Genomic DNA, 26754 nt, shown 5'->3' with positions numbered 1-26754 from the left:
AGCTCCCCCATGACGGCCCACGCCGACCTTTCGCCGACCCTCCAACTCGCTATCGACTTGATCCGCCGCCCGTCGGTGACGCCGATCGACGCCGACTGCCAGAAGCTGATGATGCAGCGCCTGGGCGACGCCGGCTTTGCGCTTGAGCCGATGCGCATCGAAGATGTGGATAACTTCTGGGCCACCCACGGCAAGCATGCAGGCCCGGTACTGTGCTTCGCCGGCCATACCGACGTGGTCCCGACCGGCCCGGTGCAGGCCTGGCAGAATGACCCGTTCGACGCATTGATCGACGAACACGGCATGTTGTGCGGGCGTGGCGCGGCCGACATGAAAGGCAGCCTGGCCGCGATGCTGGTGGCCTCCGAGCGCTTTGTGAAGGACTATCCGGACCACAAGGGTTCGGTCGCCTTCCTGATCACCAGCGACGAAGAAGGCCCGGCGCACCACGGCACCAAGGCCGTGATCGAGCGCCTGGCGGCACGCAAGGAGCGCCTGGACTGGTGCATCGTCGGCGAACCGTCGAGCACCGCCCTGGTGGGCGACGTGGTGAAGAATGGTCGTCGTGGCTCCCTCGGCGCGACCCTGACCGTGCGCGGTGTGCAGGGCCACGTGGCCTACCCGCACCTGGCGAAAAACCCGATCCACCTCGCCGCCCCGGCCCTGGCCGAATTGGCCGCCGAGCATTGGGATGATGGCAACACCTTCTTCCCGCCGACCAGTTTCCAGATTTCCAACCTCAATTCCGGCACCGGCGCCACCAATGTGATCCCCGGTGACCTGACGGCGGTGTTCAACTTCCGCTTCTCCACCGAGTCCACCGTCGAAGGCCTGCAGCAGCGGGTCGCGGCGATTCTCGACAAGCATGGCCTGGACTGGCATGTGGAGTGGGCGTTGTCGGGCCTGCCGTTCCTCACCGAGCCGGGCGCGCTGCTCGATGCGGTGTCTGCCAGCATCAAGGCCATCACCGGCCGCGAGACCCAGGCCTCCACCAGCGGCGGCACGTCCGACGGGCGCTTTATCGCGACCCTCGGCACCCAAGTGGTGGAACTGGGCCCGGTCAACGCGACGATCCATCAGGTCAACGAGCGTATCCTGGCCAGCGACCTCGATGTGTTGACCGAAATCTACTACCAGACCCTGATCAAGTTGCTCGCCTGATGCTCGCCTGCCCCATTTGCAGCGCCCCCCTCAATGAGGTGGACCATGGCGTGGTATGCCCGGCCGGGCACCGGTTCGACCGGGCCCGCCAGGGTTACCTGAACCTGTTGCCGGTGCAGCACAAGAACAGCCGCGATCCGGGCGATAACCTGGCCATGGTGCAAGCGCGCCGCGACTTCCTCAACGCCGGGCACTACGCGCCAGTGGCCAAGCGCCTGGCGGCACTGGCGGCGGAACGCAAACCCCAGCGCTGGCTGGATATTGGCTGCGGCGAAGGCTATTACACTGCACAAATCGCCGATGCCCTGCTGCGCGCTGATGGCTATGCCCTGGATATTTCCAAGGAAGCAGTCAAGCGTGCGTGCAAGCGCAACCCGACGCTGACCTGGCTGATCGCCAGCATGGCCCGGGTGCCGTTGGCCGACGGCAGTTGCCAGTTCCTCGCCAGCGTGTTCAGCCCGCTGGACTGGCAGGAAGCCAAGCGCCTGCTCAGCCCTGGCGGCGGCCTGATGAAGGTTGGCCCGACCAGCGGCCACCTGATGGAGCTGCGCGAACGCCTGTACGACGAAGTGCGCGAGTACACCGACGATAAGCACCTGGCCCTGGTACCGGACGGCATGAGCCTGCAACACAGCGAAGTGCTGGAGTTCAAGCTCAGCCTGGCCGACCCCAAGGACCGCGCCAATCTGCTGGCGATGACACCCCACGGCTGGCGCGCCAGCGCCGAGCGCCGCGCCCAGGTGATCGAGCAGGCCGAACCGCTGCGGGTCACCGTTTCGATGCGCTACGACTATTTCGTGCTTCAATAACCGACTTTTCCGGGCGTTCGCGCCCACCCTGAATCCGCGAATGGATTTTCGAATCCCGCAACGAGGAACATCCATGCGCCAACCCGATATCGAGATTTACCTCAAGGACGCCGACGTCGACCACAAGGCCATCGCCGCCTGGCTGGGCGCCGCCCTGGGTCCGTGTACCGACTGGGTACAAAAGGGCCAGACCTACAAGTGCAAGGCCGGCAATGTGCCAGTGACCTGGCTGCCCAAGGCCGTGGGCAAGTGGAACAGCCTGTACCTGGAAAGCGACCAGACCCCGTGGGAAGACGACATCGCCTGCGCCCGTGCGGCGTTTGCCGCGCTGAACGTTGAAGTGCGCTGCGCGCCGGGAACGTGGGTCGAGGAAGAGGGCGAAGAAAGCGCCGACACCTGGATTCGGATCAGCACCGATGGTGAAGAACAGATCACCTGGAAAACTGCCTGACCCAACCTGGTCAGTGTAGGGGCTGGTTTGTGCGGGAGCGGGCTTGTGTGGGAGCTGGCTTGCCTGCGATAGCATCACCGTGGTCTGACAGAGAGACCGAGGTGCCTGTATCGCAGGCAAGCCAGCTCCTACACAAGCCCGCTCCCACATGGGTTCAGCGGCGTTGCAGAAATCTGCCTTAAAGACCGACCACATCCTCCGCCTGCAAGCCCTTCTCGCCGGTCACCACGGCGTATTCCACCTGCTGGCCCTCGGCCAGGGAGCGGTGGCCTTCACCACGGATGGCGCGGTAGTGCACAAACACATCCTTGCCGTCTTCCCGCTGGATAAAGCCATAGCCCTTGGCGTCGTTGAACCACTTCACATTGCCGGTTTCGCGCGTTGTCATCTGTTTGCTCCCACTGGTTTTTATTGTTGAGTCAGTCGCATTGAACTGCCGAGTATAAGACAGGCTCAAAAACGATCAACTCAACTTTACTTCGCTGCTTTTTTGCCGATTTTCGGCGAATACGGCACACTACCCGCCCGAGCGCCTGCTCGGTTTTTTCCACTCAAAGCAGCACGCCTATGACCCGCTCCCCGTTCCGCCGTCTGGTATTTGGCACCTTGCGCCGACTGTTGTACCTCTGGGTTCGCTCGGAGACGATCAACCAGTCGTCCCTCACCCTTAACCTGGACCGCAGCCGGCCGGTGTTCTACGTCCTGCAATCGCCCTCCCTGACCGAACTGGCCGTGGTGGATGCCGAGTGCACCAAGGCCGGCCTGCCGCGCCCGGTGCTGCCGGTGGCCGTTGGCCCGTTGATGGAGCCGGCGGCGTTCTTTTACCTGACCCCCGACCCGGACTGGCTCGGCCGCCAGGACAAGCGCGGCGCACCGCCGACCCTGACGCGCCTGGTCAACACCCTGACCGAGCACGCCGAAGAAAACGCGCAGATCATCCCGGTCAGCGTGTTCTGGGGCCAATCGCCGGCCAGCGAGTCGAGCCCCTGGAAACTGCTGTTCGCCGACAGCTGGGCAGTCACCGGGCGCCTGCGCCGGCTGTTGAGCATCCTGATCCTGGGGCGCAAGACCCGGGTGCAATTCTCTGCGCCAATCAACCTGCGTGAATTGATCGAGCACAATAAAGGTCACGAACGTACGGTGCGCATGGCCCAACGGATCCTGCGGGTACACTTTCGCAACCTGAAGACCGCGGTGATCGGCCCCGACCTGTCCCACCGGCGCAACCTGGTCAAGGGCCTGGTGAACATGCCACTGGTGCGCCAGGCAATCCTCGACGAGGCCGAGCGGGAAAAAATTACCCCGGAAAAAGCCAAGGCCCAGGCCCTGCGCTATGGCAATGAGATCGCCTCGGACTATACCTACACCGCCATCCGCTTCCTCGAAGTGGTGCTGAGCTGGTTCTGGAACAAAATCTACGACGGGATCAAGGTCAACAATATCGAAGGTGTGCAAAAGGTCGCCCAGGGCTACGAAGTGATCTACGTGCCTTGCCACCGCAGCCACATCGACTACCTGCTGCTGTCCTACCTCCTATTCAAGAACGGCCTGACCCCGCCGCACATCGCCGCCGGGATCAACCTCAATATGCCGGTGATCGGCAGCCTGCTGCGCCGGGGCGGGGCGTTTTTCATGCGTCGCACGTTCAAGGGCAACCCGCTGTACACCTCGGTGTTCAACGAATACCTGCACACCCTGTTTACCAAAGGCTTCCCGGTGGAGTACTTCGTCGAGGGCGGCCGCTCACGGACCGGGCGCATGTTGCAGCCCAAGACCGGGATGCTGGCGATTACCCTGCGCAGTTTCCTGCGTTCCTCGCGCATGCCAATCGTGTTTGTGCCGGTGTATATCGGCTACGAGCGGGTGCTGGAAGGTCGCACCTACCTGGGCGAATTGCGCGGGGCGACGAAAAAGAAAGAGTCGATCTTCGATATCTTCAAGGTCATTGGCGCGCTCAAGCAGCGCTTTGGCCAGGTGGCGGTCAACTTCGGCGAGCCGATCAAGCTGGCGGAGTTCCTCGACCACGAGCAACCGGACTGGCGTACCCAGGAGCTGGCGCCCAACTACAAGCCCGCCTGGCTCAACGAGACCACCAACCGCCTCGGCGAGCGCGTGGCCCAGCACCTCAACGAGGCCGCCGCGATCAACCCGGTGAACCTGGTGGCGTTGGCGCTACTGTCCACCAGCCGCCTGGCCCTGGACGACCAGGCCATGGCCCGGGTGCTGGACCTGTACCTGGCGCTGCTGCGCCGGGTGCCCTACTCGCCCCATACCACGTTGCCCGAGGGTGACGGCCAGGCCTTGATCAAGCACGTCAAGGACATGCACCTGCTGTCCGAACAGAGTGATGCCCTGGGCAAAATCCTCTATCTGGACGAGCAAAACGCGGTCCTGATGACCTATTACCGCAACAACGTGCTGCATATCTTCGCCCTGCCGGCGTTGTTGGCCAGCTTCTTCCAGAGCAGTTCGCGCATGAGCCGCGAACAGATCCTGCGCTATACCCGCGCGCTGTATCCGTACCTGCAATCGGAGTTGTTTATCCGCTGGTCCCTGGACGAGCTCGACGCGGTGGTCGACCAGTGGCTCGAAGCCTTGGTAGAACAAGGCCTGCTGCGCTTTGAAAACAACATCTACCTGCGCCCGGCGCCCAGCTCGCGCAACTTTGTGCTGCTGACCCTGCTGTCCAAGAGCATTGCCCAGACCCTGCAACGCTTCTACATGGCCATTTCCCTGCTGCTTAACAGCGGCCAGAACAGCATCAGCGCCGAAGAGCTGGAAGACCTGTGCACGGTCATGGCCCAGCGCCTGTCGATCCTGCATGGCCTGAATGCCCCGGAGTTCTTCGACAAGAGCCTTTTCCGACATTTTATTCAGACGTTGCTCGAGCAAGATGTGCTGCGCCGCGATGAAGCCGGCAAGTTGAGTTACCACGACCTGCTCGGCGAATTGGCCGAAGGCGCCGCCAAACGGGTGTTGCCCGCAGAGATTCGCCTGTCGATCCGCCAGGTGGCGCTGCACCGCAACGACGAAGCGCCCGCGCCGGACGTCGAGCCGGACGAAACCCGCTAGATTTACCAGGGCGCCAGGGTGTTTCTGGCGCCGTCGACAAGGAGCTGTACCATGAAAAAGATCATTCTCCTGGGCCTGACCGCCCTGCTGGGAGCCTGTCACTCGATGAATCCTGCGCCCAAAGCCAGCCTTGATGGCGAAGTGTTCTACCTGCAGCGCATCGCCCTGCCACCGGCCGCCACCTTGAGCGTCAGCCTTCTGGACGTGTCCCTGGCCGATGCGCCCGCCGTGACCCTGGCCGAGCAGAAAGGCCCGGTCAACGGCCAGGTGCCGCTGCCTTTCCACCTGAGCTACGACCCGGCCCAGGTCAAGCCTGGCCACAGCTATTCGGTCAGCGCTCGCATCGAGCTGGATGGCAAGCTAATGTTTATTACCACCGAGCGTCATTCGGTGCAGTTGAACGGCCAGGATCCCCAGCCGCTTCGCCTGCGCGTTGATGCCGTTGCCCACTGATCCAGTCGATTAAAAGGAAGCGCCCATGCTCCGTAACTCTCTTCGCCTCAGCGCCCTGTGCGCCGGCCTGCTGCTCGGTGCCAACGCCATGGCTCTGTCCCTCGGTGACCTGTCCCAGGGCGACGCCACGGGTGGCCTGAAGGACGCCCTGACCCAAGGCGCACAGATTGCCGTCAAGCAACTGGGGGCTCCCGGTGGTTTCAGCAACAACCCCGAGGTCAAGATCGGTTTGCCGGGCAAGCTTGAAAAAGCCGCCGGCGCCCTGAAAATGCTCGGCATGGGCGATCAGATCACCCAGCTTGAAGCCAGCATGAACAAGGCTGCCGAATCCGCCGTGACCCAGGCCCAGCCGATTCTGGTGAACGCCGTGAAAAACATGAGCGTGAGCGACGCCAAGGGCATCCTCAGCGGCGGCCAGGATTCGGCGACCCAGTATCTGGACAAAAGCAGCCGCGAGCAGATCCGCGCCAAGTTCCTGCCGATCGTCAAGCAATCCACGGACAAGGTCGGCGTAGCCCAGCAGTACAACGCGCTGGCCAAAAAAGCGCCCATGGGCTTGCTGGGTGGCAAGAGTGACAGCGTCGAAAACTACGTGACTGAACAAGCGCTGGACGGCCTGTTCAAGATGATTGCCCAACAGGAAGAAAGCATCCGCCAGAACCCGGCAGCCGCAGCGACCAGCCTGGCGAAGAAAGTGTTCGGCGCGCTGTAGATCCATCGCCGGCAACAAATAAAAACGCCCCGAAAAATCGGGGCGTTTGTGTTACTGCACCAGGGGCGTCATCAGCCGTAGGTGATTTTACCTTCGAACTTGACGTTACTCGCGCAAGGCCGCGGCAGCGTCGGCTGCCATGGCGTAGGCTTGCAGGGGGGCTTGCACTTGTTGCGCTTTTTGCCCATTTTGAACGCCATCATCGGCATCACGCCGATACCAATACCTATACCACCCATCGCAAACAAGCCCATAGGTCATTCCTCACGTCTAATTAAACCTCTTCCTGTAGCAACTTCGTTGTCAGAAAAAGGCACCTGCAACCCAGGTAACCCCTGAGTGGCAGGCACGCAAGAAACAGTTCCTGAACCGTGTAGCCGCTTTACGCAGGTTTACGCCGACTTAGGCTGGACCCGGAACCACGCCGCATACAACGCCGGCAAAAACAGCAAGGTCAGGGCCGTGGCCACGATCAAGCCGCCCATGATCGCCACCGCCATTGGCCCGAAGAACACGCTGCGCGACAGCGGGATCATCGCCAGCACTGCCGCCAGCGCCGTCAGCACAATCGGGCGGAAGCGCCGTACGGTGGCTTCGATAATCGCCTGCCACGGCTCCAGGCCCGCCTTGATGTCCTGCTCGATCTGATCCACCAGGATCACCGAGTTACGCATGATCATCCCCGACAACGCGATGGTCCCAAGCATGGCCACAAAGCCAAACGGCTGGCGGAACACCAACAGGAACAGCGTCACGCCAATCAGCCCCAGGGGCGCGGTAAGAAACACCATGGCCGTGCGCGAGAAGCTGCGCAGTTGCAGCATCAGCAAGGTCAGCACCACCACGATGAACAGCGGCACGCCGGCCTTCACCGAGTTCTGGCCACGGGCGGAGTCTTCGACGGTACCTCCCACGTCCAACAGGTAACCGTCCGGCAGTTCGGCCCGCACCTGGGCCAGGGTCGGCAGGATCTGCTGGACCAGGGTCGCCGGTTGCTCCTTGCCGTAGATATCGGCGCGTACGGTCACCGTGGGCAGGCGGTTGCGATGCCAGATAATGCCTTCCTCGAAGCCATACTCCAGGGTGGCGATCTGCGACAGCGCCACGCTGGTGCCGTTGTCGGTCGGCACCGCCAGGCTCGGCAGCAGCGACAACTCGGTGCGCTCATGCACGGTGCCGCGCAGGAGGATTTCGATCAACTCGTTGTCCTCCCGGTACTGGCTGACGCTGGAACCGGTCAGGGAGCTCTGGAGAAATTTCGACAGGTTGGCCGTGCTCACCCCCAAGGCGCGGGCGCGGTCCTGGTCGACATTGAGGTAGACGATCTTGCTCGGTTCTTCCCAGTCCAGATGCACATTCACCACGTGGGGGTTTTCCCGCACCTTGGCCGCGACCTTGCGCGCCAGGGCCCGCACTTCTTCGATGTGCTCGCCAGTCACGCGAAACTGCACCGGGTAGCCAACCGGCGGGCCGTTCTCCAGGCGGGTGACCCGCGAACGCAGGTCGGGGAATTGCTCGTTGAGGGTTTCGATCAACCAGGTGCGCAGGGTTTCGCGCTCCTCGATGGTCTTGGCCAGCACCACGAACTGGGCAAAGCTGGCCGCCGGCAACTGCTGGTCCAACGGCAAGTAGAAGCGCGGTGAACCGGTTCCGACATAGGCCACATAGTTTTCGATCCCCCCATGCGCCTTGAGCAAGCCTTCGAGACGCTTGACCTGATCGGCGGTGTTGCTCAGCGAGGCGCCTTCCGCCAGTTTCAGGTCGACCATCAGCTCCAGGCGCCCGGACGCCGGGAAGAACTGTTGCGGGACAAAGCGGAACAGCGCCACCGAGCCGATAAACAGCAGCACGGTCAGTACAATCACGGTTTTGCGCCGGCGCACGCACCATTCCACCCAGCGCCTTACGCGCTGGTAGAACGGCGTGCCGTAAGGATCCGGGCCATCAGTGCCGTGCTTGGCCGCATGAATCTTCGCCAGGTCCGGCAGGAGTTTTTCCCCCAGGTATGGCACAAACACCACGGCGGCAACCCACGAGGCCAGCAGCGCGATGGTCACCACCTGGAAGATCGAGCGGGTGTACTCACCGGTACTCGATTGCGCGGTGGCAATCGGCAAGAAGCCGGCTGCGGTGATCAACGTACCGGTAAGCATCGGAAACGCCGTACTGGTCCAGGCGAAACTGGCGGCCTTGAGACGGTCGTAGCCCTGCTCCATTTTGATCGCCATCATTTCCACGGCGATGATCGCGTCGTCCACCAGCAGGCCCAAAGCCAATACCAAGGCACCCAGGGAGATCTTGTGCAGGCCGATCCCCAGGTAATACATGCAGGCAAAGGTCATGGCCAACACCAGCGGAATCGCCAGGGCCACCACCATGCCGGTACGCACGCCGAGGGAGAAGAAACTCACCAGCAATACAATCGCCAATGCTTCGGCCAGCACCTGGACGAATTCGCCCACGCTGGTCTTCACCGCCGCGGGCTGGTCCGACACCTTGCGCAGCTCCATGCCTGCCGGGAGGTTCTTCTGCAAGCGTGCGAATTCGCCCTCAAGGGCCTTGCCCAGTACCAGGATGTCACCGCCATCGCGCATGGCCACGGCCAGGCCGATCGCATCGTCACCCATGTAGCGCATACGCGGCGCGGGCGGGTCGTTGAAGCCACGGTGAATCTCGGCCACGTCGCCAATGCGGAAGGTGCGGCCGCCCACGCGGATCGGGAAATCGCGGATTTCCTCCACCGCCTTGAAGTTACCCGACACCCGCAGTTGCACGCGCTCGCTCGGGGTTTCAAAGAAGCCGGCGGTGGACACCGCGTTCTGCTCCTGCAACGCCTGTTGCACCGCCGCCAGGGGCAGGCCGAGGGTGGCGAGCTTGAGGTTGGACAGCTCGATCCAGATCTTCTCGTCCTGCAACCCCAGCAGCTCGACCTTGCCCACATCCGGCACCCGTTGCAGCTGGATCTGGATGCGGTCGGCGTAGTCCTTGAGCACGGCGTAGTCAAAACCCTCGCCGGTCAGGGCATAGATATTGCCAAAGGTGGTGCCGAATTCATCGTTGAAGAACGGGCCCTGGATATCCGGGGGCAGGGTCTGGCGGATATCGCTGATTTTCTTGCGCACCTGGTACCACAGGTCGGGAATCTGCGCCGAGTGCATCGAGTCCCGCGCCATAAACGTGACCTGGGATTCGCCCGGGCGGGAGAACGAGACGATGCGCTCGTACTCGCCGGTTTCCATCAGTTTCTTTTCAATACGCTCGGTGACCTGGCGCGAGACTTCCTGGGCCGTGGCGCCTGGCCAGTTAGTCTTGATCACCATGGCTTTGAAGGTGAACGGCGGGTCTTCACTTTGCCCCAGCTTGGTGTAGGACAACGTACCGACAACGGCCAGCAGCAGCATCAGGAACAGTACGATCTGGCGATTACGCAACGCCCATTCGGAAAGATTGAAACCCATCGGGGACTACTCCTTGTTGGCCGCCAGATTCACCACCCGGTTGGAGCGATCCACCGGGCGTACTTGCTGGCCCTCATGGAGCACATGCACACCGGCGGCAATCACCCAGTCGGAGGGGGTCAGGCCTTCGAGCACCGGCACGCTTTTTTCGCCGAAGGCGCCGATGCGCACCGCTGTGCGCTTGAGGGTGTTATCCGGCTTGACCAACCAGACGTAGGACGCACCGTTCTCTGCGCTGAGGGCAGACAGCGGCACCGACAACGGAACCACGCCGTCAGCCTGGATGAAAACCCGCGCACTCTGCCCCAGCTCGGCCGGGACTTTGCCGGCGTTGAAGGCGACGCGCGCGGCGAAGGTGCGTGACTTGGGATCGGCTGCCGGCGACAGCTCGCGAATACGCCCCTCGAAACGCTGGTCGGGCTGGCTCCACAGTTCCACGGAGACCGGCTGGCCGACCTTGAAGCGGCCGAAGCTCTGCTCCGGGAAGCTGATCAACACTTCACGCTCGCCATCGGTAGCCAGGGTGAACACGGTCTGCCCCGCAGACACCACTTGCCCGACTTCCACCGCACGCTTGGCCACCACCCCGTCCTGGGGCGCGCGCAACACGGCATAGCCAGCCTGGTTGTTGGCCACGTCGAATTCTGCCTTGATCTGCTGCAAGCGGGCGACGCCTGCGCGGTAGAGGTTTTCGGAATTGTCGTACTGGGAGCGGCTGACCATCTGACGGTCCATCAGGGTCTTGTAGCGATCACGCTCGGCCCGCACCAGGCTCAGGTTGGCCTCGGCCGCCGTGACTTGGGCACGGGTAGCCTGCAGTTGCAGGCGCACATCCTGGGGATCGAGCTCCGCCAGCGGCTGGTTGGCCTTGACGCGCTCGCCCTCCTCCACCAGGCGGCGGCTGACTTTGCCGCCGATGCGAAAGGCCAGGTCCGGTTCATACCGGGCACGCACCTCGCCTGGATAACTGTCCATTGCCAACGCAGAGGGTTGTGGCTGCACCACCATGGCCGGGCGGACGGTGGTTTGGGCCGCTTCTTCATGGCCGCAGGCAGCCAGTAAAAGAGCAAGGCTGGCAGGCAACGCGAGGTGCAGGAAGATGCTGCGCATGCTGAAGGACCTTTCGCAAATGGTGCTTGGAATAATTATACTGGCCGGTATGTTATTAATACCAAACTCACCAGTCCAGTATTAAAGTGAAAATGTCCGACAATCCTGTAAACACCAGTAGCCCCGGGCGCCCCAAGGACATGGCAAAACGCCAGGCAATCCTCGACGCGGCGAAAATCCTGTTTTTGAGCAACGGTTATGCGAGTACCAGCATGGATGCCGTGGCCCTTGAGGCTGGCGTGTCGAAACTGACGGTCTACAGCCACTTCACCGACAAAGAAACGCTATTCACCGCCGCCGTCGAGGCCAAGTGCGAAGCGCAACTGCCGGTCATGTATTTCGAGCTGCCCGACGGTGTGCCGGTGGAGAAGGTGCTGCTCAACATCGCCCGGGGCTTTCACCTGCTGATCAACAGTGAGGAGTCGGTGAACCTGCACCGTTTGATGATGACGTCGGGCAATCAGGATCCGAAGCTGTCGCAGATTTTCTTCGAAGCCGGCCCCATGCGGATGCTGCAGGGGATGGAGCGCTTGCTGGGCAAGATCAATCAGAGCGGTGCGCTGAGCATCGACAAGCCGTTTACCGCAGCCGAACACTTCTTTTGCCTGCTCAAGGGCACGGCGAACTTCTGCTTGCTGTATGGCTGCGGCGACCGCTTGAGCGAAGCGGCCGCCGAAGAGCATGTGCAGGAAGTGGTGGGGTTGTTTATGCGGGCGTATCGACCTTGAACAGTCGTTGTTCGATCTGACGCCATCGCCGGCAAGCCGGCTCCTACAGGTGATTGCGTTTATTGTAGGAGCCGGCTTGCCGGCGACGGGGCCCTCAGGCCTTGAGCGCTTTTTTAGGGTAAATATCGTACCGGCTGGATTTGCCATCCAGCGCATGGCTCGGCTTGGGCCCTTCGATGCACGGCGCCTTGCGCGGGCGCTTGACCACCACCCGGTGGCTGGCCAGGGCCAAGGCCGCCGCCAGCAACGCCGGGGCATCAGGATCGTCGCCCACCAGCGGGCGAAACAGGCGCATTTCTTTCTTCACCAAGGCGGTTTTCTCACGATGGGGAAACATCGGGTCCAGGTAGATCACCTGCGGCGGCTCACCTTCCCAGTTACGCATCAGCTCGATGGAGTTGCCCTTGAGCAGGATCATCCGCCCAACGATGGGCGCCACTTCAAAATCATCGGCCCCACGCGCCAGACCATCTTCGAGCAAGGCACCAATCAACGGTTGCCGCTCGATCAGGCTCATCTCACAGCCCAGGCTGGCCAATACGAACGCATCCTTGCCCAGGCCGGCCGTGGCATCCAGTACCCGGGGGCGCACACCTTGAGACACGCCTACGGCCTTGGCGATCATCTGCCCGCTGCCACCACCGTAAAGCCGGCGATGGGCCGCGCCGCCCTCGACAAAATCCACCCGCACCGGCCCAGGCGCATCGGCGCCCAGCTGTTGCAGTTGCAGGCCGTGCTCACCCACTTGCAGGGCAAAATCGGCATCCGCCAGCTGCAACGGCAGGCCGAGCTGCTCGGCCCAGTACTGGGCACGGGCCTGGAAACCGTCGGCCAAGGCCTCGACCCGAATGCGGCTGGCCGCGGGTTGTTCGCTCATCGTTTACTACGCTCAAAAATATTAAGGATCGGCAAAAAGCGGCCGATAAAAAAGGATCAGGCATTTTGCCAGACCCTGAGCGTCGACCGAGAGAAATGTCAGACATTCATTCCCTATTCACCGGTGTCCTGCCGACCCACAACCACTTCGGCCTGCGCAATACCCAAGCGCTGGCCGGCGTCAGTCATGTGTGGCAGGACTTCTTCGCCCGGGCGTTGGCCGAGCAACTTGGCCAGGAGCCAGGTGCGCAGCTGGCCGCAAATCCGGTGCCGGTGGATACCTCGATCGAACCCAGCGCCGGCAGCGACCTGCTGACCCAAATCGTTACCCAACGTCATTGCGACGTCCAGGACACCGAGGTCGCCCCGCCTGAACCGCTGTTCCTGCCGATTGCCGAATTCGAGCTGGGCCTGCTGCCACCCGCGGCCGTGCCGTTCCCGGATGATGAAATCGTCGCCCAGCAACACCAGCAGAACTTCGAGAGCGGCTGGGTACGCCCGATCGTCCTGACCGCTGGCCAGCCACTGCCCGAGCCAGGCCCGGCGCCACAACCCAAGCCGCTGTTCCTGCCGATTGCCGAGTTCGAACTGGACCTGCTGCCAGCGGCGGCCGAACCGTATCCGAATGAAGAACTGGTGCAGCAGCAAAAGGCCCTGGACTTCGATTGCGGCTGGGCCCGCCCACTGATCCTCAACAACCTGCGCCTGGCGGCCTGACCCTTAGCGGCACACCCACCAACGCCCCATGTCCAGATGGAAATGGTTGCGATGGGCAGCGTTGTAGTCCGGGCTCAAGACCACGTTGAAATCGTTGCACGCACGGTCGCGCACCTGACGCAAAAAGCGCGCGTTGGCGCCCTCTCCAGGCCAATCCTTCAGCACATTGATACTGCGCCCATCCGCCAGGCGAAACCCGGCGATATCCAGGGCATTGGCCGAGGCGTGCTGGCTGAGCCGCCCTTCGGCACGCCCATACATATTGCGGCAGGCAAAACTGCCCAGGTGATCGACCCGCGTCACCGCCTGGCCAAACACCGCCTGGGCGGCCGGCTGCAAGCTGTGGCGCTCGAACAGGGCAAACGCCACCGCCAAGGGGCAACTGGCGAGAAAGCTGCTACTCAAACCCACCTGCGCGCCCTGCATCCGCAGGGTATTGCGCAGTGGGCAAGCCGCATCAGCGGGACTGTCCGCCTGATGGCTGACCCGCAGCCCGGAGGTTTTCAGCACCTGGTCGCACAGTGCCGGATCATCCTGCAACCGTCCGAGTTTGAACCGCGTCAGCAGGTTGGGCACGGCGCGCACATCCAAGGGCGCCCAGGGGTTCCATTCGGCGGGCAACGGCACCCAGCCGCGCCAGATGCCTACGAGTAGGCCGCCCGCGAGTAGCAGCAACACCCCCAACACTTTGAAAAAAGCCACGACTCAACCTTTGAACAACTGATTTGCCTGGCTGAACGGCATCGAGCGCTCGGTAAAGGTGAAGGTTCCCAGTTCCTGAACCTCCCGCGCGGCCCTGAAGAACTCCCCGTAGGCCGCCAGGGCCATGGCCGAGCCAACGCTGATGCGCTTGACGCCCATCTCGCTCAGTTGCGCCACCGAGAGCTTGAGACCACCTGACATCAGCACATTCACCGGTTTTGGCGCCACCGCCCGCACCACCGCCAATACTTCCTCAGCACTGCGCAGGCCCGGTGCATACAACACGTCGGCGCCCGCTTCGGCGTAGGCCTGCAAACGGCGAATAGTGTCGGGAAAATCCAGGCGACCATGTAGGAGGTTTTCCGCACGGGCCGTCAGCATGAAGGGGAATGGCAAGCTGCGCGCCGCAGCGACGGCAGCCTCGATGCGCTCAACAGACAGATCAAAGGAGTAGATCGGGTCGACCGCAATCCCCGTAGCGTCTTCGATAGAACCGCCGACGATGCCGGTAGCGGCGGCCCGCAACAGGCTCTGGGCACAACCTTGAGGCGTATCGCTGAAGCCGTTTTCCAGGTCCGCCGCCACCGGCAGCGCGGTGGCCTGAACGATCATCCCGGCGTTGCCCAAAGTGTCCTCCAGCGACAGCGCACCTTCGGCATCCGGACGCCCTAGACTGAAGGCAAAACCCGCGCTGGTAGTGGCCAGGGCTTCAAAGCCGAGGCTGGCGAGCATCTTGGCGGAACCGGCGTCCCACGGGTTGGGCATCACGAATGCACGGTCACGCTCGTGCAGGGCTCGAAAGGATTCGGCGCGAAGGGTTTGGGCATCCATGACTGACTCCAGGCATAAAAGAACCCTAGAGTAACCCCAGTTGCTCCACAGCGGGCTCCCGATGCAACTGCGCCAACGCCGGCAACCCAGGCAATCGCACCATCAATTGCTGATGAAAACGCATGGCCAATTGGGCCGCCAGGCGGTTGTCCGAGGTGTGCAGGAACACATAGGGTGTGCGGCCCTCCTCGATCCAGCCAGCGACCTTTTCAACCCACGGCACCAGGAACGGATCGTTGGCTTCCAGGTCCGGGTGGCCGATAAAACGCACCTGGGGAAACTGGGTCAACGCCGCAGGCCGGGGCGGTACCTTGGGCTTTTTCGATTGGGCGTGGAGTACCGCCGCCGAGGTGGACGTGCAACTGAACAGCGCCCGAGGATCCAGGCAGATCCGCTCGACACCACGGTCACGCAGCAGGCGGTTGAGGCTGCGCTCGGCATCGCCTTTGGCGAAGAACTCGCGGTGACGCACCTCCACCGCCAATGGCCGCTCCAGGCCGTCGATAAACCCTGCCAGTTCCCCCAGCCGCTGCGGGGTGAAGCTGGCCGGTAGTTGCAGCCACAGTGGCGAAACCCGCTCGCCCAGCGGGCTCATCAAACCGAGGAAGCTTTCGGCGGCGGGCAACTGTTCGCGCAGGTCAGCGCTGTGGCTGATATCACCGGGAAACTTGGCGGTAAAGCGAAAGTGCGCGGGCATGATCTCGGCCCAGCGCTGCACAGTCGCGACGGAGGGCCGCGCATAGAACGTGGTGTTGCCTTCGCAGGCATTGAACACCTGGCAATACAGCCCGAGAAAATCTGTGGTGCGGGCGTCTTGCGGATACAGGTACTCGCGCCAGGCGTTTTCACTCCAGGACGGGCAACCGAGGAAATAAGGCAGCAACATCAGATGTGGATATCGAGACCCAGCACTTCCATATCCCATTCGACAAAGCCTGCTGTGGTCAGGTAGCTGGCCAGGGCCGTGGCGACGTTCTTGCTCATGGAGCGCGGGAAGACCATGTCTTGCTGGCGGGCCGGAACGCCGCCGATACGCGCACCGCTGGCACCTTGGGCACGGGCGGAAACCGCTGCGCCCTGGGAGGTTTCGGGCTGGATTTCAATAAAATCGGGGGATTCTTCGACGGACTCGTCTACCTTCACGTTCGCCTTGCGTGGCTTGCGCTTGAGGGGGTAGGACTGGGAGGAAAAGCCGTCTATACGCATGCATGCAGATCCGTGATCAATGATGGCAATTTAGCGGCACTTTCCTTGGCGCGCAAATGCTCTGGTGATAACTAGAACACATAAACGGGCAAAGGTTTAAAACCGGGGGCAAATTCTGACGATTGGCGCCAATTGCCTGCGATCAACGGTGGAAGCTGTCGAGCCCCAGCGAGGCTGCGATGGCGGCGACACTGCCACTATTCATGGCACCTGACACACCGCTATAGCAGCCTCGCTGGGGCTCGACAGCTCCCACATTAGAGGCTAACCGCAATAAGCCTAGAGCCCGCGTTCGGCCTTGGTCTGCGCCACTTTATCGCGCAGGTACACCGGGGCGGCCTGGTCGGCGGGAATCGCCTCGCCGCGTTCCCAGGCAAAACGCGCCAGGGCCAGCAGGTCTTCGGCATGGGGCAGCATCGTGGCATCCTGGCCCATCGTGGGCACGGCGATCCGCTGGCCATACCCCCAACCGGTACCGGCACCAAACCAGTCGCCACTGGCATCGGCCGGCAACGCGGCGGCCTCGGGCGGCTGCACGGCTTCAACGCCGACCAGGCGCATTTCGCCTGCGGTCTCGCGGTAGCAACCCCAGTAGACCTCATCCATCCGCGCATCGATGGCTGCCGCGACCTGGGCCGCGCCGTGCTCACGCAGGGCGCGCTGGGCCAGCACGGCCAGGTTGGACACCGGCAATACTGGCCGTTCCAGGGCAAACGCCAGGCCCTGCACCACCCCGATGGCGATGCGCACGCCGGTGAACGCGCCCGGGCCACGACCAAAGGCGATGGCGTCCACCGCCGACAAGGTGGTGCCAGCATCGAGCAATAACTGCTTGATCATCGGCAGCAGCTTTTGCGCGTGCAGGCGCGGGATCACCTCATAGTGGCTCGTGACCTTGCCGTTATGCAGCAGGGCAACGGAGCAAGCTTCAGTCGCGGTGTCCAGGGCCAGCAGGGTGCTCATCGGTGTGGGTGTCCAAATCGAAAAAAAGTGCGCCAGTATAAACAACAACGGCCCGCAAGCGGGCCGTTGAACATCACGCCGATCGTCAGATCAGTTCAGCGCTTCCAGCACCTTGGCGGTGATGGCTTCCACCGAGCCAACGCCGGGGATGTGGCTGTATTTCGGTTTGCCCTGGGCAGCCGACAGCTTCTGGTAGAAGTCCACCAGCGGCTTGGTCTGGGAGTGGTAGACCGACAGGCGATGACGCACGGTTTCTTCGGTATCGTCCTTGCGCTGCACCAGATCGTCACCGGTTACATCATCCTTGCCAGCCACTTTTGGCGGGTTGTAGACGATGTGGTAGACGCGGCCCGAGGCTTCGTGAACGCGGCGACCGGCGATACGCTGGACGATCTCTTCGTCTTCAACGGCGATTTCGACCACGGCATCCAACTCGACGCCGGCCTTCACCAGGGCTTCGGCCTGGGGAATGGTGCGTGGGAAACCGTCGAACAGGAAACCGTTCTTGCAGTCTTCCTGGCTGATGCGTTCCTTGACCAGGTTGATGATCAGGTCGTCGGAGACCAGGCCACCGCTGTCCATCACGCTCTTGGCGATCAGGCCCAGCTCGGTACCGGCCTTGACGGCGGCGCGCAGCATGTCGCCAGTGGAGATTTGTGGAATGCCGAACTTTTCAGTGATGAACTTTGCCTGAGTACCTTTACCGGCCCCGGGAGCTCCCAGCAGAATGACGCGCATCGATGTGCTCCTCAATTTTTTATAGAGATGACGCTCGGATTCGCCGCGTGGGGCCAATCTCGTAGAATATGCTCGTAAAAATACGAATCCAGGCCGCCCAAACGGCCAAAGGCTGATCAAGATACACAGCGAGCCCTAACCACACAAGCCGCCAAAAGTCGGAAGAACCCGCACCACACAAGCCTTTTGGTCGCGGTATCCCTTGGTGCAACCCAAACCCAAAACCGCCGGCAGAGCCCTTTCGGGTCAACCGGCGGTTTTGCGTGCAAGCCCTTGAGAACACGCGACAAATGTCAGCCGGTATTACGCAGCCCGGCGGCAATACCGGCCACGGACACCAGCAGCGCCTGTTCCAGAGGGCTGTCCTGTGTCGCTTCCTGCTGGCGGGACCGCGCCAACAACTCGGCCTGCAGCAGGTGCAATGGGTCAAGGTAGGTGTTGCGCAGGCGGATGAACTCCAGGGTGTCGGGACTGTGGGCCAGCAGTTGCGACTGCCCGGTCAGGCCAAGCACCACGGCACACGCCTGCGACAATAGGTCGCGTAAATGCGCACCCAATGGCAGCAGGTCCGGCTGCACCAGACGCTCGTCATACAGGCGGGCGATATCGGCGTCGGCCTTGGCCAGGACCATTTCCAGCATGTCGATGCGCGTACGGAAGAACGGCCATTGCTCACGCATCTGCCCCAGCAACTCGCCTTCGCCCCGCTCCAGGGCCTTGCTCAATGCCGCTTCCCAGCCCAGCCAGGCCGGCAACATCAGGCGCGTCTGGGTCCAGCCGAAAATCCACGGGATCGCACGCAGGCTTTCGATGCCCCCAGCACGGCGTTTGGCCGGGCGACTGCCCAGGGGCAAGCGGCCCAGTTCCTGCTCGGGCGTGGACTGGCGGAAGTACTCGACGAACTGCGGATTTTCCCGCACTACCGCGCGATAGGCGCTGACGCCATCGGCGGCCAATTCGTCCATCAAATGCCGCCAGGCCGGCTCCGGGGGCGGCGGTGGCAATAAGGTCGCCTCCAGCACTGCGGCCAGATACAGATTGAGGTTCTGCTCGGCGATATCCGGCAAGCCGAACTTGAAGCGAATCATCTCGCCCTGCTCGGTGGTGCGAAAACGCCCGGCTACCGAGCCCGGTGGCTGCGACAGGATCGCCGCGTGGGCCGGGCCACCGCCACGGCCAACGGTGCCGCCACGACCATGGAACAACAACAGTTCCACCTGCTGCTCGCGGCAGATATCCACCAGCCGCTCCTGGGCTCGGTACTGCGCCCAGGCCGCAGCGGTAGTGCCGGCGTCCTTGGCCGAGTCCGAATAGCCGATCATCACTTCCTGCGGGCCTTGCAGGCGCGCGCGATAGCCCGGTAGCAGCAACAGGCGCTCGATCACCGGGCCGGCGTTGTCCAGGTCGGCCAGGGTCTCGAACAGCGGCACCACACGCATCGGCCGCTGCACCCCGGACTCCTTGAGCAGCAGCTGCACCGCCAGCACATCGGATGCCGCACCCGCCATGGAGATGACGTAGGAACCGAGGGATGCAGCTGGCGCGGCGGCAATTTCCTTACAGGTATTGAGCACTTCGGCGGTGTCGGCCGACGGCTTGAAATAGCCTGGCAACAATGGGCGACGGTTGACCAACTCCTTCATCAGGAAGGTGATGCGCGCGTCTTCGTCCCAATCCTCATAGCGGCCCAGGCCCAGGTAGTCGGTGATCTCGGTCATCGCCGCCGAGTGACGGCTGGAGTCCTGGCGCACATCCAGGCGCACCAGGAACAGGCCGAACGTTACCGCACGGCGTAGGCAATCGAGCAGCGGGCCGTCGGCAATCACGCCCATGCCGCAGGCGTGCAGGGACTGGTAGCACAGCTCCAACGGCTCCAGCAGGTCGCGATTGTTTTGCAGCACATCAGCCGGCGCCGGGAGGCTGGCGGTCAACGCCGCGTGCGCCCAATTGCGGGTGGCGCGCAGGCGTTCGCGCAGTTGCTTGAGCAAGGCCCGATAAGGTTCGACGCTATCGCCGACCTTGGCCTGCAACTCGGGGCTGGCCTGCTGCATCGACAGCTCGGATGCCAGGTGATCGATATCACGCAGATACAGGTCTGCAGCCATCCAGCGCGCCAGCAGCAATACTTCGCGGGTCACGGGCGCCGTCACGTTGGGGTTGCCGTCACGGTCACCGCCCATCCATGAGGCAAAGCGGATCGGTGCCGCCTCCAGGGGCAGGCGCAGGCCGGTCGCGGCGTGCAAGGCGTGATCGGCCTTGCGCAGGTAGTTGGGGATGGCGTGCCACAGCGAATGCTCGATCACCGCAAAGCCCCACTTGGCCTCGTCCACCGGGGTGGGCCGGGTGCGGCGGATTTCTTCGGTGTGCCAGGCTTCGGCGATCAGCCGTTGCAAGCGCTGGCGAATCTGCTCGCGCTCGGCGCTGGTCAAGTCACGGTGATCCTGCAACGCCAGTTGGGCGGCGATGGCGTCATATTTCTGGATCAGGGTGCGGCGCGCAACTTCGGTGGGGTGGGCGGTGAGCACCAGTTCGATCTCCAGGCGCGCCAACTGCCGGGCCAGGGATTCGCTGCTATGGCCCTCACTCTGCAGGCGCGCCAGCAGCTCGGGCAGTACCCGCGACTCGAACGGGGCGGGCTGGGATTCATCGCTCCGGTGAATCAGTTGGTACTGCTCGGCGATATTGGCCAGGTTGAGGAACTGGTTGAACGCACGTGCCACCGGCAACAGCTCGTCTTCCTGCAACTGGTTGAGGCTGGCGCTGAGCTCTTCGCCAGCTGCCGCCTCGGTTGCCCCGCCCCGGCGATCGGCCTTGGCGCCCTTGCGGATCTGCTCGATCTTGGCGAGGAACTCATCACCGTACTGTTCTCGAATCGTGTTGCCCAACAGTTCACCCAGCAGGTGAACATCTTCACGCAAACGTGCATCGATATCGCTCATCAGCCAATCTCCAGCCAGGAATCCGGGACGCTTTGATCTTTAAGAGTGCCGATCAAGCCTTGCTCTTACAAGGAACTTTAAACCTTGGCGGTTGCAGCTAGTCTCAAGGATACGTCGTCGCGTTATCCACGCCGCGACCGGTCACTCATCACCGCCCGCTACCCTGGGCATCACTGAGGTTGCCATGAAAATCCGAGAACTGGCCCAGCAATGGGAAGAAACCGCCAAGGGTCGCCTGACCAAGACCGAATATGCCATCCACCTGGATGTCGAGGCCGCCGCACGGCTGGCGGCCATCCGCGAGATGTACCCCAAGCGCAGCACCGAGGAATTGCTCGGCGAGTTGATCGGCGCCGCCCTGGAAGAGCTGGAAGCCAGCTTTCCCTATATCCGGGGCCAGCATGTGGTTGCCACTGATGAAGAGGGTGACCCATTGTATGAAGACGTCGGCCCCACACCGCGCTTCCTGTCGTTGTCACGGCGCTACCTGCACGATATGTCAGCCACGCCTGACGATCAGAAACACTGATAAACATCCGCTGAAAAAAACCATTCCCCAGCGTACCGGGCCTTTCATAGGCCCGGCATACCGCTATGGATGGCAAAAGTTCCGATTTTTAAACACTGACCACTCAGTCAGATTTGTTCAGATGTTTTTTCGGGCAAATCGCCATCTTTGGCTGAACTATTCAAAAAAGCCTCGGGTCACAGCCAGTAAGCCATCACTTGGAACAGGCGTTTGAAAAGGCACACTGAGCTTCACCGCCAAAACGCAGACGCTGAACACCGTAGATGGATTTGATGTTTTTCTGGAGTTATCCAATGGAGTTGAAGACGATGAAGACCAGCACTGCCAAATCCTCGTTTAACCACCTGCGCGGGCTCAAATTGGCCGCGTTGGCAATCGGCACCAGCTTCGTCCTCGCGGGCTGCGCCGGCAACCCGCCGACCGAGCAGTACGCGGTGACCCAATCGGCCGTGAACAGCGCTGTAAGCGCTGGCGGTACCGAATACGCTGCCGTGGAAATGAAAGCTGCCCAGGACAAGCTCAAGCAAGCCGAGCTGGCCATGCACGACAAGAAGTACGACGAAGCCCGTCGTCTGGCCGAACAGGCTGAGTGGGACGCTCGCGTTGCAGAGCGCAAGGCCCAGGCTGCCAAGGCCGACCTGGCGCTGAAGGACTCCCAGAAGGCTGTTCAGGAGTTGCGTAACGAAGGCATGCGTCCTGCTGTGATCCAGCAGAAGTAAGCAGCGCCCTTGTTTGCATCGCACCCGAAATCGAATTGAAAGGACGACACCACTATGCGTAAACAATTGATGATCCCTGCCCTGCTGGCGATGAGCGTTGCATTGGCGGCTTGCTCCACCCCGCCTAACGCGAACCTGGAAAACGCACGGACCAACTTCTCGGCCCTGCAAGCCAACCCACAAGCGACCAAAATCGCCGCCCTGGAAACCAAGGACGCCAGCGAATGGCTGGACAAGGCCGACAAGGCGTACCGCGACAAGGAAGACGAGAAGAAGGTCGACCAACTGGCCTACCTGACCAACCAGCGCGTTGAAGTGGCCAAGGACACCATCGCCCTGCGCGAGTCCGAAGCCAAGCTGAAAAACGCCGGCGACGAACGTGCCCGCGCGCTGCTCGAAGCCCGCGACGCGCAGATCAAGCAGCTGCAAAACAGCTTGAACGCCAAGCAGACTGAACGCGGGACCCTGGTGACCTTTGGTGATGTGCTGTTCGCTACCAACAAGGCCGACCTGAAATCCAGCGGCCTGGTGAACATCAACAAACTGGCGCAATTCCTCCAGGAAAACCCAGATCGTAAAGTCATTATCGAAGGCTACACCGACAGCACCGGCAGCGATGCCTACAACCAGACCTTGTCCGAGCGCCGTGCTACTTCGGTGCAGGTTGCACTGATCAAGATGGGCGTTAACCCAAGCCGCATCGTGACTGCTGGCTACGGCAAGGCATACCCGGTTGCCGATAACGCAAGCATTTCGGGCCGCGCCATGAACCGTCGCGTTGAAGTGACCATCTCCAACGACAACCAGCCGGTCAAGCCACGTTCTTCGGTTCAGTAACCGACTGACGTACACCGCTAAAAAAGCCCTGCCTGGATTCCAGGCAGGGCTTTTTTTGTAGAAGAACTGCGGCAGATGGCTTTGGATCAGCCGAAGTTGACTGAGTTGGTGTTCTCTTGGGGCATCTGCATGCCTTGCTGGCCGTCGCGATCCATCTGCTTGCGCAGAGGATCTTGCTCATCCTCGCCACCACCACTTGCGCCACTGCCCTGGGAGCCGCCTGCACCGCCCGCGCCGCCCAACAGTTGCGCCAGGAGTTTCTTCAGCGCTTCCGGGTCTGCACCACCCTGCTGCTGGCCCCCTTCGACGCCCTTGCCGACCATATTGCCGGAATCGCCCATGCCGGCGCCGCCGAAGTTACCGAACCCGCTACCACCACCTACTCCACCAATACTCATAGCGATACTCCACATAATTAAGGGGGTTGCTCGTCAGCGCTGCTGACAACCCAATCAGTGGCTTCACACAAAATATGGTTCCAAAAACTACCAGCGTGCTTACTCCTGCAATTGCGGGGTTTCCTGGCCCATGCAACGCACCGCCTGCTTCTTGTTATTCACCAGTACACCGGTCAACCCTTTCTGCTCGGTATCAAACAGCACCAGCACACCGTCGACGCACTGCGCCACCTGGGGAGCCGGGGTCAGGGAGACTTTATAGTCCTCGCCGGGCACCGTCTTGAGCATGGTGAAATCACTGAGCAGCAACGCGTCCTCGGGCTTGGCGAAGTGCAGGTAGCCGTAGTACCACAGGCAGCCAACGGTGCCGATGATGGTGCCGATACCGGTGAGGATCAGGGGGATCATGTTGCGTTCTTCGCTCATTGCGGGCTCTCTGATGATTCAACTTTAGGAGTGGCGGCCGCCGGGTAATTGGGGATTTCCCCCAGGCGGCGCAGGCCATTGAAATGCTGCGGGTCGTCAAGATAACGCAGCATCACGGTTTGCCAGGTCTTGTCGGCAAAAGTCTGCACATGCCCACCGCGGGTCAATTGCAGCACCCTTGGCGGCGGCGCAGCTTGATACAGACGGATGCCGTTGGAAAGCGGCACGATCGGATCATCCAGACTGTGGAACAGCAGTTTCGGCACGCCGGTCAGCTGCGGCATGCCGTGGATCGCGCTGTCGGCGTCCGGCACCAGCCACGACAATGGCACCTGAAACGGCCATGTTAGCCAGGAAGTGCTCAGGGCGAATTGCCCTACATCACGATAACTGGCGGGCACGCCATCCAACACCAGCGCCTTGAGCCGGGGCTGGCGCTCGGGATGTGCCGCCAGGTAATGCACCGCCAATGCCCCGCCCAGGCTCTGGCCGAGCACCACTAGCGGCTGGCCCTGGGTCTCGGGGGCCTGGTCAAGCCACTGGAAAGCCGCATCCAGGTCCTGGTAGATGGCCGGCAGCGAAGGTTTGCCTTCGGACACGCCATAGCCGCGATAGTCCAGCATCAGCACTTGATAACCCTGGGCCGGCAGCCACCAACTGCCCCCCAGGTGCCCGGACAGGTTGCCCCCGTTGCCGTGCAAATGCAGCACCGTGCCCTTGAGCGGCACACCGGCCTTGGCCGGCAGCCACCAGGCGCGCAGCTTGAGGCCATCGGCGGTGGTCAGGGTGACGTCACGGTATTCCAGGCGCGCCTGTTGCGGAGTAAATGGCAGGCCGGGCTCGGGGTAGAACAGCAGCGAGCTGCAGCCGTTGAGGGTCAGGAGCAGGCATAGAATGCCGAGCAGTCTCATCCGTTGAAACCTCGTAAATGGGTGGGGACACAACCCTGATAATCAATGAAGACAAACTGTGGAAGCTGGCTGTCAGTTACTCCACCGGTGGCTGACAGACCGAGATCGCAGGCAAGCCAGCTCCTACAGTTGATGGGATTTGGTCAGAGGATATTGGAGTAGTCCGCCTCGATCCGGTCCAGGCTCAGGTGATTGAGGAAGTTGGAGAAGCACATCCACGCCGACAACGCGTTCATATCGCGAAACTGCTCCGGCAAGTACTTGGGCGGCACCACCAGGCCTTCGTCCACCAATTGTCGCAAGGTGCGCATGTCTTCCAGGGTGGTCTTGCCGCAAAACAACAGCGGCACCTGCTCCAGCTTGCCCTTGCGCACGGCCAGCTGGATGTAGTTGTAGACCATGATAAAGCCCTTGAGATAGGACAGATCCTTGGTAAACGGCAGGCCCGTCGGCGTCGAGCCGCGAAACACCCGGCTGGCGTTGCCGTAGCTCTCGGCCATTTCAAAGCCCTGCTCGCGGAAGAACTCGAACACCTGCAGGAAATCGGCACCCTCTTCCACCATATGGATCGCGCGGGTGCGGTTGGTCAGCTTGCGCAGGCGGCTGGGGTAGGAGGCGAAGGTGATGATCTCCATCAGGATCGCCAGGCCTTCCTGGGTCACGGTCGACGACGGTGGGCCCTTGGACAGGAAGGTGCAGATCGGCTGGTTCTGGCCGTTGAGGGTGGTGCCCACATGGACCAGCCCTTCGTGGACTTCCAGGGCCCGCACATCGCGCTCGTTGAACATCGCATCGGTGCGGATCTTGATGTAGTCGGCACCCGCCGCCGCGTCGGCGACGATGCCATCGGACTCAAATACGCGGATGGTTTCCTCGGCCTCGCCAAACACCTTGTTCAGGCGGCTTTGCAGCAGGCTGACGGCGTCCTTGGCGGTCAGGGTCTTGGCTTCGTCCTTGAGATCGCCACGGCCGTCGATATTGTTCAGGTAATCGGAGAGCATCAGGCCCAGGTCGGCCAGGGTCGGGTCGCCGGCATGGAATGCATCGGAGGCCGCGCCGTAGAGTTCCTGGGAAATCAGGCCGAAATCCTCGGTGCCACGGGCTTCGAGCATGCGCACCACCATGCGGTATTCCTTGCACATACGCCGCATGATCTGCCCGACCGGGTTGAACTGGCCCAATTGGCGAGTGATATCACGCTCAATGTTCTGGAACTCCAGCTTCACCTTACTGGAATCGAACGACAGTGGCCGGTTCAGGTAATAGTCGCGGTCCACGGCCGGCATGTGCTTGCCCTTGCCCTGGAGGAAGCCCTTGCGAATGTTGTCGTCCCACTTCACGGCGTCGAGGACGCGAATCGGTGTTTGCGCCAGCACAATGCGATCGGACAAGGTGCGTATCGTCTGCTGGTAATCGTCCACCCGGTGCTTCCTCTTTAAACGTTATTTGCCCACATGTTTATAGCGTACGGCTTCGACAAACACATCGGCGTTGGCCGGATCATCCAGGTAAGCCAAGACCTGGCTCATGGGGCTGTCGATCAATGTCCCGTCCCCTTCGACGGTCTCGACACTGCTGCCACTCAGGGTTTTGTGCGTGATGGCCTGGTTGATCGCCTCGGGATCGAGGTTGTAGACCACCAGTTCGCGGGCCTCATTCAATTCAAACCCGGCGAGGATAAAGTGCCCGCCCAGCTTGTTTGGCAGCGGCGCCGACAGGTACCAGCGGTTGCCGTGGCGGGACACGCTGAACAAATACTCGTCGCGCTTGATCGGCTGGGTCTGCGAGGTGCTCACTGCCTTGTAGCGATGCTGGCCCACCCGGCTGATCTGCAGGTCGAGCGGTTCGCCCCAGGCGTTCCTGCTGGCCCACTTGCCCAGCAGCGCGTCAGGTGCGGCCTCGCTGGCCGGCAGGGGCTCCTTGAAGGTCACCAGGCAGCCGCTCAGGAGCAGCGACACCATCGCGGTCACTAACACACGCCAGGTTTTCATCCATCACTCCACAGCTG

General features: G+C 62.1%; 28 protein-coding genes. 11 read left to right on the top strand and 17 right to left on the bottom strand.

Annotated elements, in window-relative coordinates:
* The first annotated feature begins 9 nt into the window (after positions 1-9).
* The 3 genes from dapE to ACSSVH_RS05625 all read left to right on the top strand — a co-directional run bounded on the left by dapE (position 10) and on the right by ACSSVH_RS05625 (position 2421).
* Positions 10-1161 (top strand): succinyl-diaminopimelate desuccinylase, encoded by a 1152-nt coding sequence (gene dapE / locus ACSSVH_RS05635; protein ID WP_432755140.1) that lies wholly within the window; start codon positions 10-12, stop codon positions 1159-1161.
* Positions 1161-1970: a putative RNA methyltransferase gene (locus ACSSVH_RS05630; protein WP_170042932.1), complete on the top strand. Its 810-nt coding sequence runs from the start codon at positions 1161-1163 to the stop codon at positions 1968-1970. The genes dapE and ACSSVH_RS05630 overlap by 1 nt, the downstream gene beginning before the upstream one ends.
* Before the next feature lie 73 nt (positions 1971-2043).
* Positions 2044-2421 (top strand): hypothetical protein, encoded by a 378-nt coding sequence (locus ACSSVH_RS05625; RefSeq protein WP_029300131.1) that lies wholly within the window; start codon positions 2044-2046, stop codon positions 2419-2421.
* A gap of 178 nt (positions 2422-2599) precedes the next feature.
* On the opposite strand, the gene ACSSVH_RS05620 is transcribed toward ACSSVH_RS05625, so the two are convergent.
* On the bottom strand, positions 2600-2809 hold the full coding sequence (locus ACSSVH_RS05620; protein ID WP_003189131.1) for a cold-shock protein: 210 nt from the start codon (positions 2807-2809) through the stop codon (positions 2600-2602).
* A 179-nt stretch (positions 2810-2988) separates the two neighbouring features.
* On the opposite strand from ACSSVH_RS05620, the gene plsB reads away from it, so the two are divergent.
* Genes plsB through ACSSVH_RS05605 form a run of 3 tightly spaced genes read left to right on the top strand, consistent with a single transcriptional unit; the run spans position 2989 to position 6658 of the window.
* Positions 2989-5493, top strand: a complete 2505-nt coding sequence (gene plsB / locus ACSSVH_RS05615) for a glycerol-3-phosphate 1-O-acyltransferase PlsB (protein WP_169955723.1) — start codon at positions 2989-2991, stop codon at positions 5491-5493.
* A 51-nt stretch (positions 5494-5544) separates the two neighbouring features.
* Positions 5545-5946, top strand: coding sequence for a YbaY family lipoprotein (locus ACSSVH_RS05610; RefSeq protein ID WP_169955722.1), 402 nt, complete (start codon positions 5545-5547; stop codon positions 5944-5946).
* Between the two features lie 25 nt (positions 5947-5971).
* Complete coding sequence (locus tag ACSSVH_RS05605) at positions 5972-6658, top strand: DUF4197 domain-containing protein (RefSeq protein WP_169955721.1); 687 nt, start codon at positions 5972-5974, stop codon at positions 6656-6658.
* 71 nt (positions 6659-6729) lie between these two features.
* On the opposite strand, the gene ACSSVH_RS05600 is transcribed toward ACSSVH_RS05605, so the two are convergent.
* The 3 genes from ACSSVH_RS05600 to ACSSVH_RS05590 form a co-directional block, all read right to left on the bottom strand.
* Positions 6730-6912, bottom strand: coding sequence for a hypothetical protein (locus ACSSVH_RS05600; protein ID WP_169955720.1), 183 nt, complete (start codon positions 6910-6912; stop codon positions 6730-6732).
* Positions 6913-7050: 138 nt separating this feature from the next.
* Positions 7051-10116 carry an efflux RND transporter permease subunit gene (locus ACSSVH_RS05595; protein ID WP_169955719.1) on the bottom strand — a complete coding sequence of 1022 codons (3066 nt, stop codon included), beginning with the start codon at positions 10114-10116 and terminating at the stop codon, positions 7051-7053.
* 6 nt (positions 10117-10122) lie between these two features.
* A complete protein-coding gene (locus tag ACSSVH_RS05590; RefSeq protein WP_170042934.1) occupies positions 10123-11226 on the bottom strand; it encodes an efflux RND transporter periplasmic adaptor subunit in 1104 nt (367 codons plus the stop codon).
* 92 nt (positions 11227-11318) lie between these two features.
* Here ACSSVH_RS05590 and ACSSVH_RS05585 point away from each other — a divergent pair, with 92 nt between their 5' ends.
* Complete coding sequence (locus ACSSVH_RS05585) at positions 11319-11954, top strand: TetR/AcrR family transcriptional regulator (RefSeq protein ID WP_492634201.1); 636 nt, start codon at positions 11319-11321, stop codon at positions 11952-11954.
* 94 nt (positions 11955-12048) lie between these two features.
* On the opposite strand, the gene ACSSVH_RS05580 is transcribed toward ACSSVH_RS05585, so the two are convergent.
* Positions 12049-12831 carry a class I SAM-dependent methyltransferase gene (locus tag ACSSVH_RS05580; RefSeq protein WP_492634200.1) on the bottom strand — a complete coding sequence of 261 codons (783 nt, stop codon included), beginning with the start codon at positions 12829-12831 and terminating at the stop codon, positions 12049-12051.
* 95 nt (positions 12832-12926) lie between these two features.
* On the opposite strand from ACSSVH_RS05580, the gene ACSSVH_RS05575 reads away from it, so the two are divergent.
* Complete coding sequence (locus tag ACSSVH_RS05575) at positions 12927-13547, top strand: energy transducer TonB (protein WP_492634199.1); 621 nt, start codon at positions 12927-12929, stop codon at positions 13545-13547.
* A 3-nt stretch (positions 13548-13550) separates the two neighbouring features.
* Here the strand turns inward: ACSSVH_RS05575 and ACSSVH_RS05570 are convergent, their stop codons facing one another.
* From ACSSVH_RS05570 to ppc, 7 genes are all read right to left on the bottom strand, one after another.
* Positions 13551-14249 carry an extensin-like domain-containing protein gene (locus ACSSVH_RS05570; RefSeq protein WP_492634198.1) on the bottom strand — a complete coding sequence of 233 codons (699 nt, stop codon included), beginning with the start codon at positions 14247-14249 and terminating at the stop codon, positions 13551-13553.
* 3 nt (positions 14250-14252) lie between these two features.
* The gene (locus tag ACSSVH_RS05565; RefSeq protein WP_492634197.1) at positions 14253-15080 is read right to left on the bottom strand and encodes an isocitrate lyase/PEP mutase family protein; all 828 of its coding nucleotides are present in this window, start codon (positions 15078-15080) and stop codon (positions 14253-14255) included.
* A gap of 25 nt (positions 15081-15105) precedes the next feature.
* On the bottom strand, positions 15106-15966 hold the full coding sequence (locus ACSSVH_RS05560; RefSeq protein WP_169955712.1) for a DUF72 domain-containing protein: 861 nt from the start codon (positions 15964-15966) through the stop codon (positions 15106-15108).
* On the bottom strand, positions 15966-16286 hold the full coding sequence (locus ACSSVH_RS05555; protein WP_492634196.1) for a hypothetical protein: 321 nt from the start codon (positions 16284-16286) through the stop codon (positions 15966-15968). Before ACSSVH_RS05555 ends, ACSSVH_RS05560 begins: the two co-directional genes overlap by 1 nt.
* A 279-nt stretch (positions 16287-16565) precedes the next feature.
* On the bottom strand, positions 16566-17249 hold the full coding sequence (gene tsaB, locus ACSSVH_RS05550) for a tRNA (adenosine(37)-N6)-threonylcarbamoyltransferase complex dimerization subunit type 1 TsaB (RefSeq protein ID WP_169955710.1): 684 nt from the start codon (positions 17247-17249) through the stop codon (positions 16566-16568).
* 90 nt (positions 17250-17339) lie between these two features.
* Positions 17340-17987 (bottom strand): adenylate kinase, encoded by a 648-nt coding sequence (gene adk / locus ACSSVH_RS05545; protein WP_169955709.1) that lies wholly within the window; start codon positions 17985-17987, stop codon positions 17340-17342.
* A 293-nt stretch (positions 17988-18280) separates the two neighbouring features.
* Positions 18281-20926, bottom strand: a complete 2646-nt coding sequence (gene ppc, locus ACSSVH_RS05540; protein WP_492634195.1) for a phosphoenolpyruvate carboxylase — start codon at positions 20924-20926, stop codon at positions 18281-18283.
* 184 nt (positions 20927-21110) lie between these two features.
* Between ppc and ACSSVH_RS05535 the strand changes: the two genes are divergently transcribed.
* The 3 genes from ACSSVH_RS05535 (at position 21111) to lptF (ending at position 23011) form a co-directional block, all read left to right on the top strand.
* The gene (locus ACSSVH_RS05535) at positions 21111-21455 is read left to right on the top strand and encodes a hypothetical protein (protein ID WP_057441782.1); all 345 of its coding nucleotides are present in this window, start codon (positions 21111-21113) and stop codon (positions 21453-21455) included.
* A gap of 293 nt (positions 21456-21748) precedes the next feature.
* Positions 21749-22174 (top strand): DUF4398 domain-containing protein, encoded by a 426-nt coding sequence (locus tag ACSSVH_RS05530; protein WP_029300159.1) that lies wholly within the window; start codon positions 21749-21751, stop codon positions 22172-22174.
* Between the two features lie 54 nt (positions 22175-22228).
* On the top strand, positions 22229-23011 hold the full coding sequence (lptF, locus tag ACSSVH_RS05525) for a lipotoxin F family OmpA-related lipoprotein LptF (RefSeq protein ID WP_492634194.1): 783 nt from the start codon (positions 22229-22231) through the stop codon (positions 23009-23011).
* A gap of 86 nt (positions 23012-23097) precedes the next feature.
* Here lptF and ACSSVH_RS05520 read toward each other — a convergent pair whose 3' ends face one another.
* From ACSSVH_RS05520 to ACSSVH_RS05500, 5 genes are all read right to left on the bottom strand, one after another.
* A complete protein-coding gene (locus tag ACSSVH_RS05520; protein ID WP_170058319.1) occupies positions 23098-23409 on the bottom strand; it encodes a hypothetical protein in 312 nt (103 codons plus the stop codon).
* A gap of 99 nt (positions 23410-23508) precedes the next feature.
* Positions 23509-23835, bottom strand: a complete 327-nt coding sequence (locus ACSSVH_RS05515; RefSeq protein WP_032858203.1) for a PA3694 family proteiin — start codon at positions 23833-23835, stop codon at positions 23509-23511.
* A complete protein-coding gene (locus ACSSVH_RS05510; protein ID WP_170058318.1) occupies positions 23832-24746 on the bottom strand; it encodes an alpha/beta hydrolase in 915 nt (304 codons plus the stop codon). The genes ACSSVH_RS05515 and ACSSVH_RS05510 overlap by 4 nt, the downstream gene beginning before the upstream one ends.
* 143 nt (positions 24747-24889) lie before the next feature.
* Positions 24890-26167, bottom strand: coding sequence for a flavohemoglobin expression-modulating QEGLA motif protein (locus ACSSVH_RS05505; protein ID WP_169955704.1), 1278 nt, complete (start codon positions 26165-26167; stop codon positions 24890-24892).
* Between the two features lie 21 nt (positions 26168-26188).
* On the bottom strand, positions 26189-26737 hold the full coding sequence (locus ACSSVH_RS05500) for a hypothetical protein (protein WP_170042943.1): 549 nt from the start codon (positions 26735-26737) through the stop codon (positions 26189-26191).
* Positions 26738-26754: the final 17 nt, after the last annotated feature.

It is taken from the genome of Pseudomonas sp. HC1(2025) (assembly GCF_058742075.1).
This window is presented reverse-complemented; position numbering and strand designations above follow the sequence as displayed.

Excerpts from the sequence above, each read along its gene's own strand:
- ACSSVH_RS05600 (WP_169955720.1), bottom strand. The coding sequence starts at position 6,912 with ATGGGCTTGTTTGCGATGGGTGGTATAGGTATTGGTATCGGCGTGATG.
- ACSSVH_RS05625 (WP_029300131.1), top strand. The coding sequence starts at position 2,044 with ATGCGCCAACCCGATATCGAGATTTACCTCAAGGACGCCGACGTCGAC.
- ACSSVH_RS05610 (WP_169955722.1), top strand. The coding sequence starts at position 5,545 with ATGAAAAAGATCATTCTCCTGGGCCTGACCGCCCTGCTGGGAGCCTGT.
- ACSSVH_RS05535 (WP_057441782.1), top strand. The coding sequence starts at position 21,111 with ATGAAAATCCGAGAACTGGCCCAGCAATGGGAAGAAACCGCCAAGGGT.
- ACSSVH_RS05630 (WP_170042932.1), top strand. The coding sequence starts at position 1,161 with ATGCTCGCCTGCCCCATTTGCAGCGCCCCCCTCAATGAGGTGGACCAT.
- dapE (WP_432755140.1), top strand. The coding sequence starts at position 10 with ATGACGGCCCACGCCGACCTTTCGCCGACCCTCCAACTCGCTATCGAC.
- ACSSVH_RS05595 (WP_169955719.1), bottom strand. The coding sequence starts at position 10,116 with ATGGGTTTCAATCTTTCCGAATGGGCGTTGCGTAATCGCCAGATCGTA.
- ACSSVH_RS05585 (WP_492634201.1), top strand. The coding sequence starts at position 11,319 with ATGTCCGACAATCCTGTAAACACCAGTAGCCCCGGGCGCCCCAAGGAC.
- adk (WP_169955709.1), bottom strand. The coding sequence starts at position 17,987 with ATGCGCGTCATTCTGCTGGGAGCTCCCGGGGCCGGTAAAGGTACTCAG.
- plsB (WP_169955723.1), top strand. The coding sequence starts at position 2,989 with ATGACCCGCTCCCCGTTCCGCCGTCTGGTATTTGGCACCTTGCGCCGA.
- ACSSVH_RS05580 (WP_492634200.1), bottom strand. The coding sequence starts at position 12,831 with ATGAGCGAACAACCCGCGGCCAGCCGCATTCGGGTCGAGGCCTTGGCC.
- ppc (WP_492634195.1), bottom strand. The coding sequence starts at position 20,926 with ATGAGCGATATCGATGCACGTTTGCGTGAAGATGTTCACCTGCTGGGT.
- ACSSVH_RS05605 (WP_169955721.1), top strand. The coding sequence starts at position 5,972 with ATGCTCCGTAACTCTCTTCGCCTCAGCGCCCTGTGCGCCGGCCTGCTG.
- ACSSVH_RS05510 (WP_170058318.1), bottom strand. The coding sequence starts at position 24,746 with ATGAGACTGCTCGGCATTCTATGCCTGCTCCTGACCCTCAACGGCTGC.
- ACSSVH_RS05565 (WP_492634197.1), bottom strand. The coding sequence starts at position 15,080 with ATGGATGCCCAAACCCTTCGCGCCGAATCCTTTCGAGCCCTGCACGAG.
- ACSSVH_RS05515 (WP_032858203.1), bottom strand. The coding sequence starts at position 23,835 with ATGAGCGAAGAACGCAACATGATCCCCCTGATCCTCACCGGTATCGGC.
- lptF (WP_492634194.1), top strand. The coding sequence starts at position 22,229 with ATGCGTAAACAATTGATGATCCCTGCCCTGCTGGCGATGAGCGTTGCA.
- ACSSVH_RS05590 (WP_170042934.1), bottom strand. The coding sequence starts at position 11,226 with ATGCGCAGCATCTTCCTGCACCTCGCGTTGCCTGCCAGCCTTGCTCTT.
- ACSSVH_RS05555 (WP_492634196.1), bottom strand. The coding sequence starts at position 16,286 with ATGCGTATAGACGGCTTTTCCTCCCAGTCCTACCCCCTCAAGCGCAAG.
- tsaB (WP_169955710.1), bottom strand. The coding sequence starts at position 17,249 with ATGAGCACCCTGCTGGCCCTGGACACCGCGACTGAAGCTTGCTCCGTT.
- ACSSVH_RS05620 (WP_003189131.1), bottom strand. The coding sequence starts at position 2,809 with ATGACAACGCGCGAAACCGGCAATGTGAAGTGGTTCAACGACGCCAAG.
- ACSSVH_RS05530 (WP_029300159.1), top strand. The coding sequence starts at position 21,749 with ATGGAGTTGAAGACGATGAAGACCAGCACTGCCAAATCCTCGTTTAAC.
- ACSSVH_RS05520 (WP_170058319.1), bottom strand. The coding sequence starts at position 23,409 with ATGAGTATTGGTGGAGTAGGTGGTGGTAGCGGGTTCGGTAACTTCGGC.
- ACSSVH_RS05500 (WP_170042943.1), bottom strand. The coding sequence starts at position 26,737 with ATGAAAACCTGGCGTGTGTTAGTGACCGCGATGGTGTCGCTGCTCCTG.
- ACSSVH_RS05575 (WP_492634199.1), top strand. The coding sequence starts at position 12,927 with ATGTCAGACATTCATTCCCTATTCACCGGTGTCCTGCCGACCCACAAC.
- ACSSVH_RS05560 (WP_169955712.1), bottom strand. The coding sequence starts at position 15,966 with ATGTTGCTGCCTTATTTCCTCGGTTGCCCGTCCTGGAGTGAAAACGCC.